The organism is Mycobacterium sp. SMC-16 (assembly GCF_046250085.1).
In the GTDB taxonomy this organism is placed as follows: domain Bacteria; phylum Actinomycetota; class Actinomycetes; order Mycobacteriales; family Mycobacteriaceae; genus Mycobacterium; species Mycobacterium phocaicum.
This window is the reverse complement of the sequence record NZ_CP176427.1, coordinates 2,192,077-2,208,786: the sequence shown is the minus strand read 5'-3', so window position 1 is coordinate 2,208,786 and position 16,710 is coordinate 2,192,077. Positions and strand designations below refer to the sequence as shown.

Here is a 16,710-nt window from a genome sequence, read left to right as displayed (position 1 = left end):
TCGCCGCGGACTGAAAGGGAATCGCATGCAACTCGGCATCGGTCAGTGGGTCACCCGGCGCGCCTTCCTCAACGGCGGGCGCACCGCGTTGATCAGCAACGGCGCGCACATCACCTACGCCGACCTCGATCGGCGCACCAACCAGGTCGCCGCCGCACTCATCGCCCTCGGCGTGCGCAGGGGCGATCGGGTCGCGGTGCTGCTGGTCAATTCGACCGAGTTCATCGAGGTGCTGCTGGGCTGCGCCAAAATCGGCGCACTTGCAGTGCCGCTCAACGTGCGCCTTGCCGGATCCGAGATCGGCTACATCCTGGCCGACTCAGGCGCCGATGTTCTGGTCTTCCACGAGCCGTTGGCCGCGCAGGCCAGGAGCGCCGTCACCGAGCCCGGAGTCCGCGTGCGCCATGTCGTGCGCGCCGGTGGGGTGCCGGCGCCGGGTGAGCTCGGCTACGAAGACGTCGTCTCGGGCGCCGCGCTCGAACCGCTCAACGGTGACGTCGACGGCCGCGACCCCGCGTTCATCATGTACACGTCGGGGACGACGGGCCGACCCAAGGGCGCGATCCTCACCCACGACAACCTGCTATGGAACGCGATCAACGTCCTCGGCACCGACATCGGTCTGCGGGGCGAGGACGTCACCGTCGCGGTGGCGCCGATGTTCCACATCGGCGGGCTGGGAGTACACACACTGCCGCTGCTCTACGTCGGCGGCACCAGCGTGATCATGCCGTCCTTCGAGCCGCGAGCGACGTTACAGGCGATGGCCGACCACCACGTCACGGTCCAGTTCATGGTGCCGGCCATGTGGACCGCTCTCACACAGGTGCCCGACTTCGACTCCTTCAACCTGTCTGCGCTGCGTTTCGCCATGGGCGGCGGGTCGCCCGTCCCCCTCACCGTCATCGACTTCATGCGCGAGCGAGGCGTGCCCTTCACCGAGGGCTTCGGCATGACCGAGACCGCTCCCCTGGTGACCGTCCTCGACGCCGAGAACGTCAGCACGCGGGCCGGGTCGATCGGCCGCGTCGCAATGCATGTCGACGCCCGCATCGTCGACGACGACGACCGCGACGTCGCGACCGACACCGTGGGCGAACTGATCGTGCGCGGCCCGAATGTGTTCACCGGCTACTGGATGAAGGCCGAGGCGAGCGCCGAGGCGTTACGCGGGGGCTGGTTCCACACGGGCGACCTCGGGCGCATGGACGCCGAGGGCTTCATCACCCTCGTCGACCGCAAGAAGGACATGATCATCTCCGGCGGCGAGAACGTCTACCCGATCGAGGTCGAGCAGGTTCTCTTCCGCCACCCGGCGGTGCTCGACGCCGCCGTGATCGGCGGCAAGGACGCGAAGTGGGGCGAACGCGTCGTCGCGGTCGTCGTCGCCGACCCGGCAACACAGGCACCGAGCGCCGAGGAGATCGTGGCGTGGTGCCGGGAGCGGCTGGCACACTTCAAGTGTCCGCGTGACGTGCACTTCGTCGCCGAACTGCCGCGCAACGCCACCGGCAAGCTGCTCAAGACCGAGCTGCGTGCGCAGTTCACGGGCATCGAGGGCGGAGTCGTTTTGCGCTGAGTCGTGCCGCTGCACATCGCGGGTTCGAAGCAGGGCCCCTAAATCATGAACTGGGAAGAGGATGCGACAGCATCGGCGGGGGCTAGCGGTTTCGTTCACCTCCCTTGATTTGGTGCGGCGGGTGCCGACGCAGGCAACCCCAGCGCCGGTAGGATCCCAGCCCGGCCCAGCGGATCGGACGGCGAACAACGTAACCACAAATCGACAGGAGGCCTGAAAGTGGCCGGTTTGCGCCGCAAACTGCTCCTCGAGGCCGCCGCCGACCTGTTCGCGCGGCAAGGCTTTCACGCCGTGGGCATCGACGACATCGGTGCCGCAGCAGGGGTGAGCGGGCCGGCCGTCTACCGGCACTTTCAGAACAAGGACGCGATCCTGCGCGAGTTATGCGACGCCGCCATGACTGAGCTGCTGGCCGGCGCCCGGCGCGCCACCAATGCCGGCACACCGACGGAGGTCCTGCACGCCCTTGTCGACCTACACGCGGCCTTCGGCGCGCGACGACGCGGCCTGTTGGCCGTCTACGCCCGCGAGCACCGTTCGCTGTCACCGCTGGCGACCCGTGCCCTGCGACGCCGACAGCACAGGTACGAGTCCTTCTGGGTCGACGCGCTCGTACGAGCACGGGGCGATCTGGACCGTGAGCGCGCACAGGGCCTGGTCGCCGCCGTGCTGTCATTGCTCAACGCGTCCGCGTACATGCCGGCGTCGCTGGACGACGCGACGATTGAGGCGATGCTGGCCGCCGCGGCCGTTGCGGCGCTGTTCAGCCGCGCGGTTACACAGCAGGTAGACGGCGCCCCGCACCGGATTTAGTGTGTGTCGAGCAGCGACTGGGGAATGTCCACCATGCGGGACCGCACGTATTCCCCGAGCCCCTTGGCCTGCGCGTCCGGCCGGGTCGAGGAGGCCACCCCGTCACCGAGCAAGCCGTGCACGACCACGTTGAGGGCGCGCAGGTTCGGCAGTTCGAAGCGCTCGATGGGCAGGTGCGCCGTCTCCGGCCCGAGCAGTGTGCGCAGCCGCTCGACGCTGAGGTAGTCGCGCGCCCACGCGTAGCCAGGGTCGTCGCGTGCCCACAGGCCGAGGTTGGCGTTGCCGCCCTTGTCTCCGGACCGCGCGCCGAGTACCGACCCGAGCGGTGCGCGCCGTGTCGGCCCGGACGGCACCGGCAGGTTCGCGGGCGGGGCGATCCCAGCCGGCGGGACCGCACCGGTCGGCGGGTCAGGGATTTCGTGCCGTGTGCCGTTGGCGTCGACGAGTACGTGCGTGAGGGCCGAGCGCGGCACGTGGGCCGGCCGGTAGACGCCGAAGGCGGTCTCCGAGGACGGTGGCGTGGTGGTGTGGAAGCCGGCGAAACCGGCCAGGGCGATCTCCATGACCCCGCCGGAGAATGCTCGGCCCACCTTGCGCGGGTCGGCGTCCTTGACCGTCACACGCAGGTGCGCGCAGGCTTGCTCGTTCGTCGGGGCATCGGAGACGTCGAAGCGCAGCAGTTTCACGTCGACTTCGTCGAAGGCGTCGCGTCCGCCGAGAACGTCGAAGAGCTGCTGTTCGGCGAAGGCCGCCTTGGCCTCGATGTCGAGGCCGGTGAGCACCATGGTCATCGTGTTACGGAAGCCGCCCACCTCATTCAACGCCACCTTCAACGTGTCCGGCGGCGGACTGCCTTTAGTGTTGCTGATCGCGACGCGGTGCTCATCCTGTTGAGCCAGCCGGATGGTGTCGAAGTGGGCGACGACGTCGGGGCCGAGGTAGGCAGGTTCAGCGATCTCGTAGAGCAGCTGGGCGGTGACCGTGCCGACTGAGACCAATCCCCCCGTGCCGGGATGCTTCGTGATCACCGAAGAGCCGTCCTCGGCGACCTCGGCGATCGGAAACCCCGGGTAGCGGCGGTCGGTGATCTCGTTGAGGAACGCGTAGTTGCCGCCCGTCGCCTGAGGGCCGCACTCGATCACGTGCCCGGCGACGACCGCGCCCGCGAGCCGATCCCAGTCCTCGGGCGCCCAGCTGTGCCACCAGGCAGCTGGACCGACGACCAGGGATGCGTCGGTGACCCGGCCGGTCACGACGACGTCGGCGCCCGAACGCAGCGCCTCGGTGATGCCCCAGGCGCCGAGGTAGGCGTTGGCCGATACCGGTTTGATGTCGCCGACGGGCGGCGTGATTGCGTGGAGGTCGCCACGTAGGTCGTCGCCCTCGACGTGTGCGACGCGCGCGGTGAGGCCGAGACGTGCGGACAGCTCGCGTAACGCGGCGGCCAAGCCGGCGGGATTCAGCCCGCCCGCGTTCGCGACGACCTTGATGCCACGATCGAGACAGGTGCCCAGCACCTGTTCCATTTGGGTGAGGAAAGTCCGCGCGTACCCGCCGGACGGGTCTTTGGCCTGGGCCTTGGCCAGGATGAGCATGGTCAGCTCGGCCAGATAGTCACCGCACAGGACGTCGATCGGTCCGCCCTCGACCATCTCGCGGGCTGCGGCGATGCGGTCGCCGTAAAAGCCGGAGCAGTTGCCGATGCGAACCGGGACGCTCACCGCTGACCCCCTGCGAACTGGCCCGCCACGCGCCCGCCGCCAGGGGGCCCCGCGAAGGCCTGGGCGATCGCGAGCCACTGGTCGGCCAGCGGTCCGTCGGCGACCAAAGCGGTGTCGTCGCGGTGGCGGCGTTGGGTCACCAACAGGCAAAAGTCCAGCGCCGGCCCGCTCACGCGGTTGGCGGCGTCGGCTGGCCCCCACGTCCAGACGCTGCCGTCCGGGGCGGCTAGCTCGACGCGTACCGGGTCCGCGGGGAGGTCCCGACCGTTGGCCAGGTAGCTGAAAGCGCGCGCACCCACCCCGATGTGGGCCACGTGCCGCAGCCGTGCCGTGGCCTCGCGGGTCGCGCCGAGCGCGTCGACGATGTCCTGGCCGTGCGCCCAGGTCTCCATGAGTCGCGCTGTCAGCGACGAGACCGCGCTCATCGGCGGCCCGAACCACGGCAGGCGGGTCGCCGGGGCCATGTCCGCGAACGCCGCAACGAGGGCTGCACGCGACGTGTCGAACCACGCGAGCAGGTCGGCAGCCGGCATTTGACGGTAGCGCTCAGCGATGACGTCGGGTGAGATGCTTCCGTCGGCCATCATCGGCAGGTAGTCGCTGCTGAAACCGTCGGGGTCGGTGGCCGAGCGCACCGCCACGTCGTCGAAGAACGCCAGATGGCTGATCTGGTCGCGGATCGCCCAGCCCACGGCCGGAGTCGGTGCGTCCCAGCCGCGCGGACCTTCGGGCAGCGGTGCGATGAGTTCGCGCAACGCGGCCGTTTCGGCTTCGATGTCGGCGATTACCGACTGCATGGTCACCGCCATGTCAGCGTCCCTTCCACTGTGGTGCGCGCTTCTCGCGGAACGCCGTCGGGCCTTCCTGCGCGTCGTCGCTCAGATAGACCGGCTCCCAGATCTCGTCGGCCAGGTCGTAGGCGGCGGCGAGGTGGTGCTGTGCCGAGAGGTACACGGTGCGCTTGGACGCAAGCACCGATAGCGGTGCGTTCGCGGCGATGCTGAGCGCCAACTGCTGGGTACGCTCGCGCAACTGATCGGCCGGCACCACCTCATTGACTAAGCCGACCTGGTGGGCGCGCTCGGCGGTGATCGGGTCGCCGGTCAGCAGGATCTGCATGGCAACGCGTGGGGGCACCAGCCACGATAGCGGTGCCGCCCACGGCGACCCGCGGCCGACTTTGACCTCGCTGACGGCGAAGGTCGCGTGTTCGGCAGCCACGACCAGGTCGCACTGCTGCGCGAGCAGGAAGCCCCCGGCGAACGCGACACCGTTGACGGCCGCGATCGTCGGCTTCGCGACATCGATGTTGCGGCCGAACTGCGGAGCGAAGTCCTTCGGGGGCACCTTGAGCGCGTTCTGCGCCATCTCCTTCAAGTCCCCGCCGGCGCAGAACGCCTTATCGCCCACGCCGGTGAGGACGAGCACCTTCGCCGCGTCATCGTCGTTGAAGCGGCGTACCGCGTCGAAAAGCCCCGTGCGCACAGCGTTGTTCAGCGCGTTGCGCGCCTCGGGCCGGTTGATCGTCAGCCACGCGACGCTGTCGACGACCTCGTAGCGAATCGGTTGCTCGCCCACTGGTCCTCCGTTTCTTAACGTCGCTGCGGACGTACTCGGTGGTTCACGCAGGCGCCGCAGCGGATTCGTCGGTCAGTTCAACGGTGGCTTCACTCGGCACGCACGGACCATCTTCGCTCGAGACGAGCAACTCGAGGTCGACGAGGCGCCGTCCGCCATCGTCGCGTTTGGCCACGACCTTGCCGCTCAGGGTCGCGGTCTGGCCCGGGTAGATCGACCGGATCATTGAGATTCTGCGGCGCCGGATGAGCGCGTCGGGTCCGGCCCATTCGTTGAGGCCGCGGTCGATGAAGCCATGGAAGAAGAGGGTTGACAGGTAGATCGTGCGCTGGCCCTGGCTGCGCGCGTAGTCGGGGTCGTGGTGACCGGGGAACCAGTCCCATGTCGAAGCCGCGTTCATGCAGATGCGCTTGTAGCTGATCTCGATCGAGACGGGCGTCAGGGTGTCGCCGACGGCGATGTCCTCGAACCGCACGGGGACGCGGACCATGCTGTGCTCGGTGGAGTCGTTCATGATGCGCCTTCACTATCGGCGGTGTCGTATCGGAAGAGCACGTTGGTGTTGCGCCCGATGATCTCGCCGTGCTGATCGGAGAAGGTGCTCACCGTGGTGATGAACACGCCGGTGCCCACCCGCGTCGTCTTCGGTTCGGAGATCGAGGCCACCTCCTCCACGATCGACACGTGATCGCCCACCCGGGGCCGGCGTTCGAACTCCGTCGTCGTCGAGGCGTTGATGATGTGGTGGCCCGGCAGCGGCACGCTGAGGGCCAGCAGCATGTCCGTGCGTGTGAGGTGCTCCGGCGCCCACTGCGGCGCGAAGCCAAGGGTCATCAACAGCCCGGGCGGGCAGTCCTCACCCTCCCAGTAGCTGGGGTTCGCGTCCTCGACGAGCGAACAGTAGTACAACACCATCGAGCGGTCGATCGGGAACCACGCACGCCGCGGTTCCGTGCGATGGCCGACCCACGCCCGGCCCTCGTCGAAGGTCCCGAATGTCATCCCGAGGCCGGTGACGTCGCTCGTTGGCGCGCTCACCGGGCCACCTGCACGACGGCGCTCCCCTTTATCGCGGGTTCGCCGGACTGGCGCGTGACCACGAGTTCGAGGTCTGCCACCTGCTGCCCTCCGGCCTCGCGCACGCCGGTGACCCTGCCGCCGAAGCTGAGCAGGTCACCGGGCCATACCTGACCGGTGAACCGGATGCGGAACGAGCGGATGTTGGCCAGCCCCACCCAGGCGGTCAGCCGCTGGGCGAGCACACCGCCGTGCAGCAGTCCCATACCGAACACACCGGGCATGCCGGCCGCGCGGGCGAACTCCTCGTCATGGTGGATCGGGTTGAAGTCGCCGCCGGAGCCGGCGTAGCGGACGATGTGCGAGCGCGTCAGCGGGCCGAACTGTGAGCTCGGCATCTCGTCGCCGGCGGCCAACGCCACCGGCGCGGGGGATGTCGTCATTGGGTGGAGCCTCCGGTTTCGATCAAGACGTCGGTCTGGCGCACGACGAGTTCGTCGCGCTGGTTGGTGAAGTCGGTCTCGATCGTCACGATTGTCATGGTGCCGCCGCGCTTGCCCTCGCGGCTGGTCACGTTCGACACCCGGCGCGTCTCCGTGAGCTCGTCGCCGACGAACACCGGCGCGAAATACTCCCAGCCGCACTCACCGTGCAGTACGCGTCGCAGGTCGAGGCCGAGGGCGCCGAACATGTCGTCGTCGGCGCGCCAGTGAGCCGAGGAGACGACGAAGGTCGGAGGAGCGGGGATCGCGCCGAAGCCGGCGGCGCGGGCGGCCGCGACGTCCTGGTAGATCGGGTCGTCGTCGTCGAGGGAAAGTGCGAACTCGCGCACTTTGGACCGGTCGACGGGGAACGTGGTCGTGCCCAAGTGCGTCCCGATGAGCGAGGGATCAGCCACTCTGGTCACCTTTCCCGCCGGCGAGCGCCGGCGCACAATCGCGGATGAGGTTGCCGAGGTTCTCGGCGATGCGTTCGGGCGCGACCCCTATCGAGGGTGAGTAGAGAACGATGTGGTCCAGCACGCCCTCGTAGCGGCGCAGCCCGTCGCGGACCTCGGCGGCGGTGCCGGCCACGGCCATCGCGTCGATCATGTCGTCGGTGACCGCGGCGAACATGGCCGGCAGGTCACGCCGTGCGAACGCGTCGCGGATGGCCGCTCCCTGCCTGGCGAAGCCGCTGACGTCGAGCACGTGCTCGTAGGTCTTCACCGAGGAGTAGAACGCGATCTGCTGCGCGGCCTCACGACGTGCGATCTGTGGGTCGTCGTGCACCGCGCAGATAACCATCGAGACGATCTCAATGTCGGCGGGATCGCGTCCGGCCCGCTCCGCACCGCGCACGACGGCTGGGCGGGCGACCTCCTCGACGTAAGCCGTGGTGAACAGCGGATGACCAGCCAACCCGTCGGCCACGCGCCCGGCCACCTCGCACATCCGCGGACGCACGCCCGCGGTGATGATCGGGATCGCTCGCTTCGGCGGCGCGACGTCGCCGGTTGGGACGAGATTCATGCGGTAGAAGCGCCCCTCGTGGCGCACGGGGCCCTCGTGCAGGTTCCAGATCCGACGCACGAGCGGGACCAGCTCCTCCATGCGCAGAGCGGGAGCGGAGGTGTCCTCCACGCCGTGCCAGTCGCTCATCATGCGGCGTGTGCCGTTGCCGAGCCCGAGCACGACGCGCCCGCCGGAGAGCTCGTCGAGGTCACGCGCCTCGGTGGCGAGCACGAGCGGGCTGCGCCCGACGCCGTACAGGATCGACGACCCGATGCGGCAGCGCTTTGTGCGCGCGGCCATCGCGGCCATCGAGATCGAGCCGGAGCGCGAGTAGAACTCCGAGGCCCAGGCGGCGTCGAAGCCGGCGAGGTCGGTAGCCTCGGCGGTCTCGACAAGGGTGGCCAAGTCCGCGCCGAGCACCGAGACCCCGTACGTGCTCACGACGCCGCCGGCCTGAATCGGACCAGCCCAAGGTTCTCGTTCACCCGCTCGAACACTGCGCGCACTCTTGCGCCGATCGCAACTTCATCGGGGGCCACGCCCTCGAGGGTGGCCAGCAACTGCGGCCCCTCGTCCAGACGAACGAGCACGACGACGTACGGCTCGCTGCGCGGGAACGAGTCCCACGGGGGGCGGTACACCGGCGCGAAACTGACGATCTCGCCAGTGCCCGCCGCGGTCTCCCAGGCCAACTCACCGTCATGGCAGACGGGACACACCAGCCGCGGGTAGAGGAACGGGTGGCCGTTCGCGCACCGTTGGAAAACGAGTTCGCCGCGGGCCGCTGCTGCGAAGTAGGGACGGTTGACATCGGTCAGCGGCGGCAGCGCCTCAGGATCGTGCAGACCGTCGAGGGAACTCGAAGCTGCGGTCATGACGCTCCCTCCATCACCATGCTGACGTGACTGCACAGCATCGAGCCGTAGCTGTGCACGAACGCGGTGTCCGCCCCGGGCACCTGACGGCCCTCGGCGCGACCGGACAGCTGCCAGTAACCCTCGAGGATCTGCGAAATGCCAGAGGAGGTCCCGGTGTGCCCGAACCGGATCAGGCCGCCGTCGGTGTTCACCGGAAGGTCGCCGCCCGGATCGGCGCGGCCGTCACGGTAGAAATCGCCTGCCCCGCCGGGCTTCACGAAGCCCGCCTCCTCCAGGATCATCGCCGGGTTGGAGGCGAAGGCGTCGTAGAGCAAGGCGATGTCGATGTCGGCCGGCGCCCGTCCGGAGCGCTCGAAGGCCATCGGACCCGAACGGGCGGCCCCGGTACGACCCGGGCGGGCCAGCGAGGTCAGAAAACCGTGGGTGTGACCCTCTCCAAACCCGAGCAGGTGTACCGGCCGGTGTTTGCCCGCGCGGGCCCGGCGGGCCGAGCCCAGCACGAGCGCGCCACCGCCCTCGCAGGGAATCGAGCAGTGGTAGAAGTGGAACGGCCCGGCGATCGGGCGGGACGCCAGCACGTCCTCCACAGTCAGGCGTTGTGAGCGGTGCGCGATCGCCGCGGGGTTCAACGCCGCCCACCGGTCCTGCGACGCGGTGACCTCGGCGATGTCCGCCTTGCCCTGTCCCGTCTCGTGCATCCAGGCCTGCGCGATCAAACCGTACAGCGCCGGCACGGACGGTCCGTAGGGCATCTCGAACGCGTGGTCACAGACCAACGCCATCAGTTCGCGCCCGCCATCGCGTATCGGCGGAAACTTGCCCGCCGACACGACCAGCACCGTCTCGGCCTCGCCCCGGGCGACGACGTTACTCGCCATGCGCGTCATGGCCAGATGAGTCCCGCCGCCAAGCTGACAGGTCATCTGAAGTTTCAGGTTGTGCAGACCGAGATAGTCCATGAGGTCCTCGGACAGGAAGATCGAACCCTCGTTCGTCATCGGCCCGGCGCACACCAGGCCGTCGACCTCGTCTGGGACCACCCCTGCGTCGGCGAGAGCCGCGACCGCGGCGCGCACATGCAATTCAGTGGAGGTGTACGGAACGTTTCTTCCTGGAGCGAGTTCGGCGGCACCGATGATGGCCGGCTGGTCATGTGGCATCCGCGCTCCTCTCGACCACGCGTTCAACGCCGGTCCCGACGTGAACGACGGTTAGCATAGCGTGACTAGGGGGTCCGCGTCACCCCCGGCCCGCACCCGCCGCCAGCGCGGTATGGATTCTCTGGATGTCGTTGCGCCTCTTCCCAAGAGGGTGCTGCGATGACCGAAACCCGCGCCGATCGTGTCGTTTCTCGACGATGTCCAGGTGACAGATGAGGCCGATCGCGAAGCCCGCTGGTTCCGGTGGACGCCCGGCGCACGCGGGCGGATCAATGCGCGCTCAGTCGCGCGTTTTTCTGAAGTGGCGCGGTGACCGACCGGTCCACCGTTTGAAGGCATGTGTGAAGTTCGTGAGGTCCGCGTACCCGAGTTCTGCCGCGATCTCGCTTACAGACACCGATCTGTCGAGAAGTCGCAGAATTGCTCGCTCCTGCAAGAACGACTGACGTAATTCTCGAAAGGTGGTCCCCTCTTCGCTGAGGCGCCGCTTCAACGTGCTCGGGGATATCGAGAGCTCGCCCGCCGTCCGGCTGATGTTCGTTTTTCCGGGATCTTTCTCGAGCAGGTCCCTTACTTTTTCGGAGACCGACGTGTCACGTCGTTGATCGAGAGTTCGCTGCAAATCGGTGACGGCAATCCGGTACGCCACAGGATCGGAGAATCGACAGACCTCCTCCAGCGTAGCCGCGGGAACGTGGACGAACGAGCTAGGGGCGTCGAAGAAGATCCGACCCGCCAACACTTCTTCACGAAGAACCCACGACTCAGGCGCTGAATGACTCAGATGCAGTTCAATATTCGGTACGGCACCCGCGAGCATGTCGAGCAGACGCAACAGCGCCAGCCCACCGTAGGTGACGGCCAGGCAGTTCAGGCCCGCGTCACCTGTGCGACCGGTGAGCCCGATCGTGAGGCCGCGTTCAGTCGAATGGAACGACGGGCTGAGGGCCGTTGTGATCACCGGCAGATAAGCAAGTAACTCGACAACCTCGGCTACCGAGCCCGCGCTGACCAACGGAACACTGAGTGCCCCAAAGGACGTCAGTTTGGCGTGTTCAGCGAACGCGAAACCCAGACGGGTTCCCTGATCACAATCGAAATCGGGATATATCTCCCTGAACCACCGCAAGGGGACCTGCGCGTCGCGCCCCACCAACATCGACTCGGTGACGTGCTCGCGAACCATGAGGCTGCGCAGCGCAATGCTGGCGTCATGCCCCAGCGCCTCACTGTCCAGCATCTGCAGGAAAGCAAGCGCTGGCATACCCGAGTCGTCGAGTTTCACGTGCCTCCCTGCGCGTGAGCTAAAAACACAACTCTTTGACTCCTGCGAGCCTAGCGACGCTGGTCACGCGCGACAACACTAATTACAAGGAGTTCCAGATTGAGGAGAGTTAGTCATGGCAGTCGTCACCTTCGTCTCTCATGACGGCGAGAAGTACGAAGCCCCCTTGGCCGAAGGGCAGTCCTTGATGCAGATTGCGGTCAACAACGCGGTGCCCGGCATCGACGGCGATTGTGGAGGGGAAGCCGCATGCGGAACGTGCCACGTGATCGTCGCTCCCGAGTGGTCGGACACGGTGGGACTCTGCGGCGCCAACGAAGAGGAGATGCTCGCGATGAACCCCGAGCGTCAGCGGACGTCGAGGCTGTCCTGCCAGATGGCCGCCTCCGAGGCATGGGATGGCTTGACGGTCGAGCTACCTGAGTTCCAGCTCTGAAACAACGCCATGGATTTGGAGGAAACAATAATGAGTATTCCCGCGGCAGTGGCCGCCAAAGCCCAGTCTGCCGTGCCTTTGGAGCTGCAAATCCGCGGCGCACACCTCTACGACAAGACACGCCGGTGGGTAACCGGAACCAATGGTAAGAAGATCTTCACCGAGACGCCCATTCCTCCGGTCGAGGACATCGATATCGCCGACATCGATCTCAGCAACCCGTTCCTCTACCGCCAAGGCCGCTGGAAGTCCTACTTCGAACGCGTGCGCACCGAGGCGCCGGTGCATTACCAGGCTCACAGTCCGTTCGGCCCGTTCTGGTCGGTGACCCGCCACGCGGACATCATCGCCGTCGACAAGAACCACGAGGCTTTCTCCGCAGAGCCGTTCATCATCATCGGCAGACCCCCCCGCTTTTTGGACATCGCCATGTTCATCGCGATGGATCCGCCACAACACGACTTGCAGCGCGCTTCCGTCCAAGGGGTTGTCGCGCCGAAGAACCTGCGCGAGATGGAGGGGCTGATCCGCTCGCGTGTCCAGGAAGTGCTGGACGATCTACCGGTGGATCAGCCGTTCAATTGGGTGCACCACGTCTCCATCGAACTGACAGCGCGCATGCTCGCGACCCTGCTGGACTTCCCGTACGAGCAGCGGCACAAGCTCGTGGAATGGTCGGACCTCGCCACCTCCATGGAGCAAGCCAATGGTGGTCCTTCCGACAACGACAGAGTGTTTCGTGGCATGGTCGACATGGCGAAGGGGCTCAGCGCTCTCTGGCATGACAAGGCGGCCCGTACCGCCAACGGGGAGCGACCGGGCTTCGATCTGATCACGATGCTGCAGGCCAACGAGGACACTAAGGATCTCATCGACCGCCCGATGGAATTCCTCGGCAATTTGGTACTGCTGATCGTCGGGGGAAACGACACGACTCGCAACTCGATGAGCGGAGGGGTTCTCGCCTTGAACCAGTTCCCCGACCAGTTCGAGAAGTTGAAGGCGAACCCTGACCTGATTCCCAACATGGTATCCGAGATCATTCGCTGGCAGACCCCCCTCGCGTACATGCGCCGAGTCGCGAAAAAAGACATCATGTTGAACGGGCAATTCATCCGCAAGGGCGACAAGGTCGTGATGTGGTACGCCTCGGGTAACCGCGATGAGCGTGTCTTCGAGCGGGCCGATGAGTTGATCATCGATAGGAGCAACGCCCGCAATCACATCTCGTTCGGGTTCGGCGTGCACAGGTGCATGGGAAACCGACTTGCTGAGTTGCAGCTTCGAATCCTGTGGGAGGAATTGCTCCCTCGCTTTGAGAACATCGAGGTGGTCGGCGAACCCGAGTATGTGCAATCGAATTTCGTCAGGGGTATCAGCAAGCTGATGGTTCGCCTCACTCCCAGGCCAAGTGCGTGACTCCCGAACGAGCGGTGATCGTCGGCGCGAGCCACGCCGGCGCGCAGTTGGCAGCTAATCTTCGAAGGGAGGGGTGGTCTGGGGAGGTCGTGCTCATCGGCGACGAGGGGGGACTGCCCTACCACCGGCCTCCGTTGTCGAAGGGATACCTGGCCGGCAAGAACGGCCTCGACGATCTCCTGATTCGCGGCGCGGATTTCTACACCAAGCAGAATATTCAGCTCACGAACGCGACCGTGGAGGCCATCCACCGGACTGCCAAGCACGTCTCTCTGAACACCGGCGACACGCTGGCCTACACCAAGCTCGCGTTGTGCACCGGTGCGAGGGCCAGACGACTCCCCACACCAGGGGTGGATCTTCCCGGAATTCACTACCTGCGTACCGCTGCAGACGTCGAGTTGATCCGTGCCGCCACCGCATCAGGTCGGAGGGTCGTGATCGTGGGCGGCGGTTACATCGGCCTGGAAACGGCGGCCTCGCTGCGTTCGCTCGGCATGAACGTCACCGTCCTCGAGGCAACCGAGCGTGTACTCCAAAGGGTCACCGCGCCGGAGGTTTCCGCGTTTTACACCCGAATCCACAACGGCGAGGGAGTGGACATCCGGACACACGCTCTCGTCGAAGCCTTCTCCGGTGACGGCAGAGTGCAGCAGGTCGTGCTGGCTGACGGCGAACCGATCCCCGCCGACTTGGTCATCGTCGGCGTCGGTGTGGTGCCGAACACCGAGCTCGCCTCGGCCGCAGGATTATCCGTCGACAACGGCATCGTGATCGACGACCAGGCCCGCACCAGCGACCCCGACATCGTGGCCGCCGGCGACTGCACCAGCCACACCATGGCTCGATACGGCTCGCGTATTCGCTTGGAGTCCGTACCTAGCGCCGGCGAGCAGGCCAAGATCGCCGCAGCGACCATCTGCGGTAAACACAGCGCAATCGCTGCGCTTCCCTGGTTCTGGTCCGACCAGTACGACCTCAAACTCCAGATTGCCGGTCTCAACACCGGGTACGACGAAGTAGTCTTCAGCGGCGACCCGTCGCGTGACCGTGACTTCAGCTGCTTCTACTTCCGCGAGAGCGAACTCATCGCCGCCGACTGCATCAACCGTCCTCGCGATTTCATGTCCAGTAAGCGGGCCATCAGCCAGCAACTTCGGGTTGACCGCTCAGACCTGCTCACCGGCTCGATCTGACATCCTGCGACGGCGGCAAAACCATGCGCTCGGAACTCCGCAGATTGTGGCGTCGGCTCAGATCCAAAAAGTAGCGAAAGCTTGCTGGTCTTTACAAACTGTGGACAACTCCCAGGTACCTGAGTGCTACGCGGGAGATCCGCTCACCAGTGGTGGCGATGTCCGCGGCTGGGAGTACAACATGACTCACGGTCAGTCGCACCAGAACATCTGCGACGTCTCCGACGTCGTCAGGGTCGAGATCGGCGAAGTGGTCGTTAAACCACGTGATCAGAGCCCCGGAGCAGAGCTGAAGCAGGGAAGCCGAGGTCGGCAGAAGAGGAAGGACCCCAGTAGACGACGAGCCACCGCCATCATTCCCCGAGGGGCTGGACGTCAGAACTGCCTTGAGGAGCGGGCTGTCTTCTGCTTCACAGAGGGTGAACTGCACCGCTGCGGTGATGCCGCCCTGCACATCGCCCACATGTTCGGCAAGGACGGCACGAATGCCTTCCACAAAGCGCTGACCCTCTGACACCACAAGCGCGTCACCGAGCCCCTGCTTGTCGCCGAACTCTTTGTACAACGTCGGGCGGGACACGCCGACCGATTCGGCAACCTCGCTCATCCGGACCTGATCCCAGCCCTTCTCGATGGTGAGTTCTCGTGTCGCCCTCAAAACCTGTTCGCGCACATGCCGGCGGAAAGACATCCGCACCGGTTCAGTTGGCATAGGAGCAGGATAGGCGCCAGCCCTACAAGGGCAGTCGACCGACAGCAGGGTTCATATGGTCCTGTCGAGGAATTCGACGACCGCCGTCGAGAATGCGTCGTTGTTGTCGCCGGCAATCATGTGGCCCGCGCCCGACACGTCAACGGTTTGCGCGTGCGGAACGACGGTGAGGAAATGCTTTACTGTCTCTTCGGAGACCATGTCAGATAGCAGGCCCCGGACCAGCAGCGTTGACGCGGACATCTGCCGCGCACCATCGAGAAGGGAAGCGCTCATCATGTCGAAGTCTTCAGCGCCTTCGTCTGGATCACCCTGCAGGAACTGGAAATTCGACGTCACGAAGGCTGGATCCCATCGCCAGACCCAGCGACCGTCTTCGCGACGGGCGAGGACTTTTCGGAGGCCGTTGAGGTTTTCGGGGCGAGGGCGGTGCGGGTTGTAGGCGGCGATCACGTCAGCGGCCGACTCTAGGCTGTCGAAACCTTCGGGGTGTGCCGACATGAACGCTACGACTCGTCGGGCGCCTTCCATCTCCATTCGCGGAGTGACGTCAACCAGGACGACGGCCTGCCATAGGTCCGGCGGGGCGAGCAAGTGTGTTCCGAGAATGGTCAAGCCGCCCAGAGAGGCGCCGATCGCGGCGACGGGGCGGCCGGAATCGGCGTATGAGCGCACGGCCAATAGGTCGGATCCAAGCCGGTCCCCGTCGTAGCGTCCGTCGGGGTCCCAGTCGCTGTCCCCGTGTCCCCTGGTGTCGTACGCGGCCACCGTGTAGCCCCGCTGGTGCAGGCGTTGGGCGGTGACGTCCCAGGCGTGTCGGCTTTGACCTCCGCCGTGAAGGAGCAACACGACCGCCCGCGGCGCATCACAGCGGTAGAGGTCGACCGCCAGCGTCAGCCCGTCCGCCGTGGGCACGCGCTCGACCACAGGAGCCGACGAATCGCCTGTTCTCTTTGCCGACATCAGGAGCTCGTCTTCGGTGCGACGACGGTGACGGTTCCCTGGGCCGCACACACCGCTCTGCCGTCGTTGCAGATGTCGATACGCGCCACACCGCTGGTTCTGCCCAGCGAGATAATCTCAGCCATGGCTACACAGGTGCCGCTGGAGACCGGACGAAGCAGATTCAGTTTGAACTCCGTCGTCGCGACCCAAGATCCCGTTGGAATCACGGGATAAAACACCACTCCGAGGCAGTGGTCGACCATGGCCGACAAGCAGCCCCCATGCAAGTTGCCGAAAGGCGTCTTCAGGTCGTCGCGTGCGTCCATCTCCGCGACGAGCCGTCCCGCAGTGAATTCGGTGTGACGGAAGCCGAGGTAACCGGCCAACCCGCCCGTGGTTTCTGCTGCGCTCTTTAGTTGCTCAGCGACCTGTTCGTTGAACGTGGTGAATTGCACAGGCCCTCCTACCTCATCTGCCG

The 16,710-nt window shown here is 66.1% G+C and carries 19 protein-coding genes; 5 read left to right on the top strand and 14 right to left on the bottom strand.

Going from position 1 to position 16,710, the window contains the following annotated elements; all coding sequences use genetic code 11:
- Positions 1-25 precede the first annotated feature (25 nt).
- Together ACJEIK_RS10665 and ACJEIK_RS10660 are read left to right on the top strand one after the other, a co-directional pair.
- On the top strand, positions 26-1,579 hold the full coding sequence (locus tag ACJEIK_RS10665; RefSeq protein WP_186272282.1) for a long-chain fatty acid--CoA ligase: 1,554 nt from the start codon (positions 26-28) through the stop codon (positions 1,577-1,579).
- Between the two features lie 219 nt (positions 1,580-1,798).
- Positions 1,799-2,392, top strand: coding sequence for a TetR/AcrR family transcriptional regulator (locus ACJEIK_RS10660; RefSeq protein ID WP_011560588.1), 594 nt, complete (start codon positions 1,799-1,801; stop codon positions 2,390-2,392).
- Here ACJEIK_RS10660 and ACJEIK_RS10655 read toward each other — a convergent pair.
- From ACJEIK_RS10655 to ACJEIK_RS10605, 11 genes are all read right to left on the bottom strand, one after another.
- A complete protein-coding gene (locus ACJEIK_RS10655) occupies positions 2,389-4,113 on the bottom strand; it encodes an acyclic terpene utilization AtuA family protein (RefSeq protein ID WP_186272283.1) in 1,725 nt (574 codons plus the stop codon). The genes ACJEIK_RS10660 and ACJEIK_RS10655 overlap by 4 nt on opposite strands.
- Positions 4,110-4,922, bottom strand: coding sequence for a TIGR03084 family metal-binding protein (locus ACJEIK_RS10650; RefSeq protein ID WP_048469535.1), 813 nt, complete (start codon positions 4,920-4,922; stop codon positions 4,110-4,112). Before ACJEIK_RS10650 ends, ACJEIK_RS10655 begins: the two co-directional genes overlap by 4 nt.
- Position 4,923: 1 nt before the next feature.
- Complete coding sequence (locus ACJEIK_RS10645) at positions 4,924-5,691, bottom strand: enoyl-CoA hydratase/isomerase family protein (RefSeq protein WP_048469536.1); 768 nt, start codon at positions 5,689-5,691, stop codon at positions 4,924-4,926.
- 43 nt (positions 5,692-5,734) lie between these two features.
- A complete protein-coding gene (locus ACJEIK_RS10640) occupies positions 5,735-6,205 on the bottom strand; it encodes a MaoC/PaaZ C-terminal domain-containing protein (RefSeq protein WP_048469537.1) in 471 nt (156 codons plus the stop codon).
- Entirely contained in the window at positions 6,202-6,693 is a 492-nt protein-coding gene (locus tag ACJEIK_RS10635) for a MaoC family dehydratase N-terminal domain-containing protein (RefSeq protein ID WP_174545966.1), read from the bottom strand. The genes ACJEIK_RS10640 and ACJEIK_RS10635 overlap by 4 nt, the downstream gene beginning before the upstream one ends.
- Before the next feature lie 32 nt (positions 6,694-6,725).
- Positions 6,726-7,151, bottom strand: a complete 426-nt coding sequence (locus tag ACJEIK_RS10630; protein WP_005086611.1) for a dihydroxy-acid dehydratase — start codon at positions 7,149-7,151, stop codon at positions 6,726-6,728.
- Positions 7,148-7,606 carry a MaoC family dehydratase N-terminal domain-containing protein gene (locus ACJEIK_RS10625; protein WP_048469539.1) on the bottom strand — a complete coding sequence of 153 codons (459 nt, stop codon included), beginning with the start codon at positions 7,604-7,606 and terminating at the stop codon, positions 7,148-7,150. Before ACJEIK_RS10625 ends, ACJEIK_RS10630 begins: the two co-directional genes overlap by 4 nt.
- Entirely contained in the window at positions 7,599-8,642 is a 1,044-nt protein-coding gene (locus ACJEIK_RS10620; protein WP_048469540.1) for an LLM class flavin-dependent oxidoreductase, read from the bottom strand. Before ACJEIK_RS10620 ends, ACJEIK_RS10625 begins: the two co-directional genes overlap by 8 nt.
- Positions 8,639-9,076 (bottom strand): Zn-ribbon domain-containing OB-fold protein, encoded by a 438-nt coding sequence (locus ACJEIK_RS10615; protein ID WP_048469541.1) that lies wholly within the window; start codon positions 9,074-9,076, stop codon positions 8,639-8,641. Before ACJEIK_RS10615 ends, ACJEIK_RS10620 begins: the two co-directional genes overlap by 4 nt.
- Positions 9,073-10,239 (bottom strand): thiolase family protein, encoded by a 1,167-nt coding sequence (locus ACJEIK_RS10610; protein WP_048469542.1) that lies wholly within the window; start codon positions 10,237-10,239, stop codon positions 9,073-9,075. Before ACJEIK_RS10610 ends, ACJEIK_RS10615 begins: the two co-directional genes overlap by 4 nt.
- A gap of 280 nt (positions 10,240-10,519) precedes the next feature.
- On the bottom strand, positions 10,520-11,524 hold the full coding sequence (locus tag ACJEIK_RS10605; RefSeq protein ID WP_048469543.1) for an AraC family transcriptional regulator: 1,005 nt from the start codon (positions 11,522-11,524) through the stop codon (positions 10,520-10,522).
- A gap of 115 nt (positions 11,525-11,639) precedes the next feature.
- Between ACJEIK_RS10605 and ACJEIK_RS10600 the strand changes: the two genes are divergently transcribed.
- From ACJEIK_RS10600 to ACJEIK_RS10590, 3 genes are read left to right on the top strand one after another with little or no spacing between them, the layout of a single operon-like run.
- The gene (locus ACJEIK_RS10600) at positions 11,640-11,960 is read left to right on the top strand and encodes a 2Fe-2S iron-sulfur cluster-binding protein (protein WP_005086615.1); all 321 of its coding nucleotides are present in this window, start codon (positions 11,640-11,642) and stop codon (positions 11,958-11,960) included.
- Positions 11,961-11,990: 30 nt separating this feature from the next.
- Positions 11,991-13,379: a cytochrome P450 gene (locus ACJEIK_RS10595; protein ID WP_048469546.1), complete on the top strand. Its 1,389-nt coding sequence runs from the start codon at positions 11,991-11,993 to the stop codon at positions 13,377-13,379.
- The gene (locus ACJEIK_RS10590) at positions 13,376-14,575 is read left to right on the top strand and encodes an NAD(P)/FAD-dependent oxidoreductase (RefSeq protein ID WP_048469544.1); all 1,200 of its coding nucleotides are present in this window, start codon (positions 13,376-13,378) and stop codon (positions 14,573-14,575) included. Before ACJEIK_RS10595 ends, ACJEIK_RS10590 begins: the two co-directional genes overlap by 4 nt.
- A 91-nt stretch (positions 14,576-14,666) precedes the next feature.
- Here the strand turns inward: ACJEIK_RS10590 and ACJEIK_RS10585 are convergent, their stop codons facing one another.
- The 3 genes from ACJEIK_RS10585 to ACJEIK_RS10575 form a co-directional block, all read right to left on the bottom strand.
- Positions 14,667-15,248, bottom strand: coding sequence for a TetR/AcrR family transcriptional regulator (locus ACJEIK_RS10585; protein WP_174545964.1), 582 nt, complete (start codon positions 15,246-15,248; stop codon positions 14,667-14,669).
- Between the two features lie 90 nt (positions 15,249-15,338).
- Positions 15,339-16,250, bottom strand: coding sequence for an alpha/beta fold hydrolase (locus ACJEIK_RS10580; protein WP_186272284.1), 912 nt, complete (start codon positions 16,248-16,250; stop codon positions 15,339-15,341).
- Positions 16,250-16,687, bottom strand: a complete 438-nt coding sequence (locus tag ACJEIK_RS10575; protein ID WP_186272285.1) for a PaaI family thioesterase — start codon at positions 16,685-16,687, stop codon at positions 16,250-16,252. The genes ACJEIK_RS10580 and ACJEIK_RS10575 overlap by 1 nt, the downstream gene beginning before the upstream one ends.
- Positions 16,688-16,710 lie beyond the last annotated feature (23 nt).

Coding starts and splice junctions, on each gene's coding strand:
- ACJEIK_RS10665 (WP_186272282.1), top strand. CDS start 26: ATGCAACTCGGCATCGGTCAGTGGGTCACCCGGCGCGCCTTCCTCAAC.
- ACJEIK_RS10650 (WP_048469535.1), bottom strand. CDS start 4,922: ATGGCGGTGACCATGCAGTCGGTAATCGCCGACATCGAAGCCGAAACG.
- ACJEIK_RS10640 (WP_048469537.1), bottom strand. CDS start 6,205: ATGAACGACTCCACCGAGCACAGCATGGTCCGCGTCCCCGTGCGGTTC.
- ACJEIK_RS10635 (WP_174545966.1), bottom strand. CDS start 6,693: ATGACATTCGGGACCTTCGACGAGGGCCGGGCGTGGGTCGGCCATCGC.
- ACJEIK_RS10630 (WP_005086611.1), bottom strand. CDS start 7,151: ATGACGACATCCCCCGCGCCGGTGGCGTTGGCCGCCGGCGACGAGATG.
- ACJEIK_RS10615 (WP_048469541.1), bottom strand. CDS start 9,076: ATGACCGCAGCTTCGAGTTCCCTCGACGGTCTGCACGATCCTGAGGCG.
- ACJEIK_RS10610 (WP_048469542.1), bottom strand. CDS start 10,239: ATGCCACATGACCAGCCGGCCATCATCGGTGCCGCCGAACTCGCTCCA.
- ACJEIK_RS10600 (WP_005086615.1), top strand. CDS start 11,640: ATGGCAGTCGTCACCTTCGTCTCTCATGACGGCGAGAAGTACGAAGCC.
- ACJEIK_RS10595 (WP_048469546.1), top strand. CDS start 11,991: ATGAGTATTCCCGCGGCAGTGGCCGCCAAAGCCCAGTCTGCCGTGCCT.
- ACJEIK_RS10580 (WP_186272284.1), bottom strand. CDS start 16,250: ATGTCGGCAAAGAGAACAGGCGATTCGTCGGCTCCTGTGGTCGAGCGC.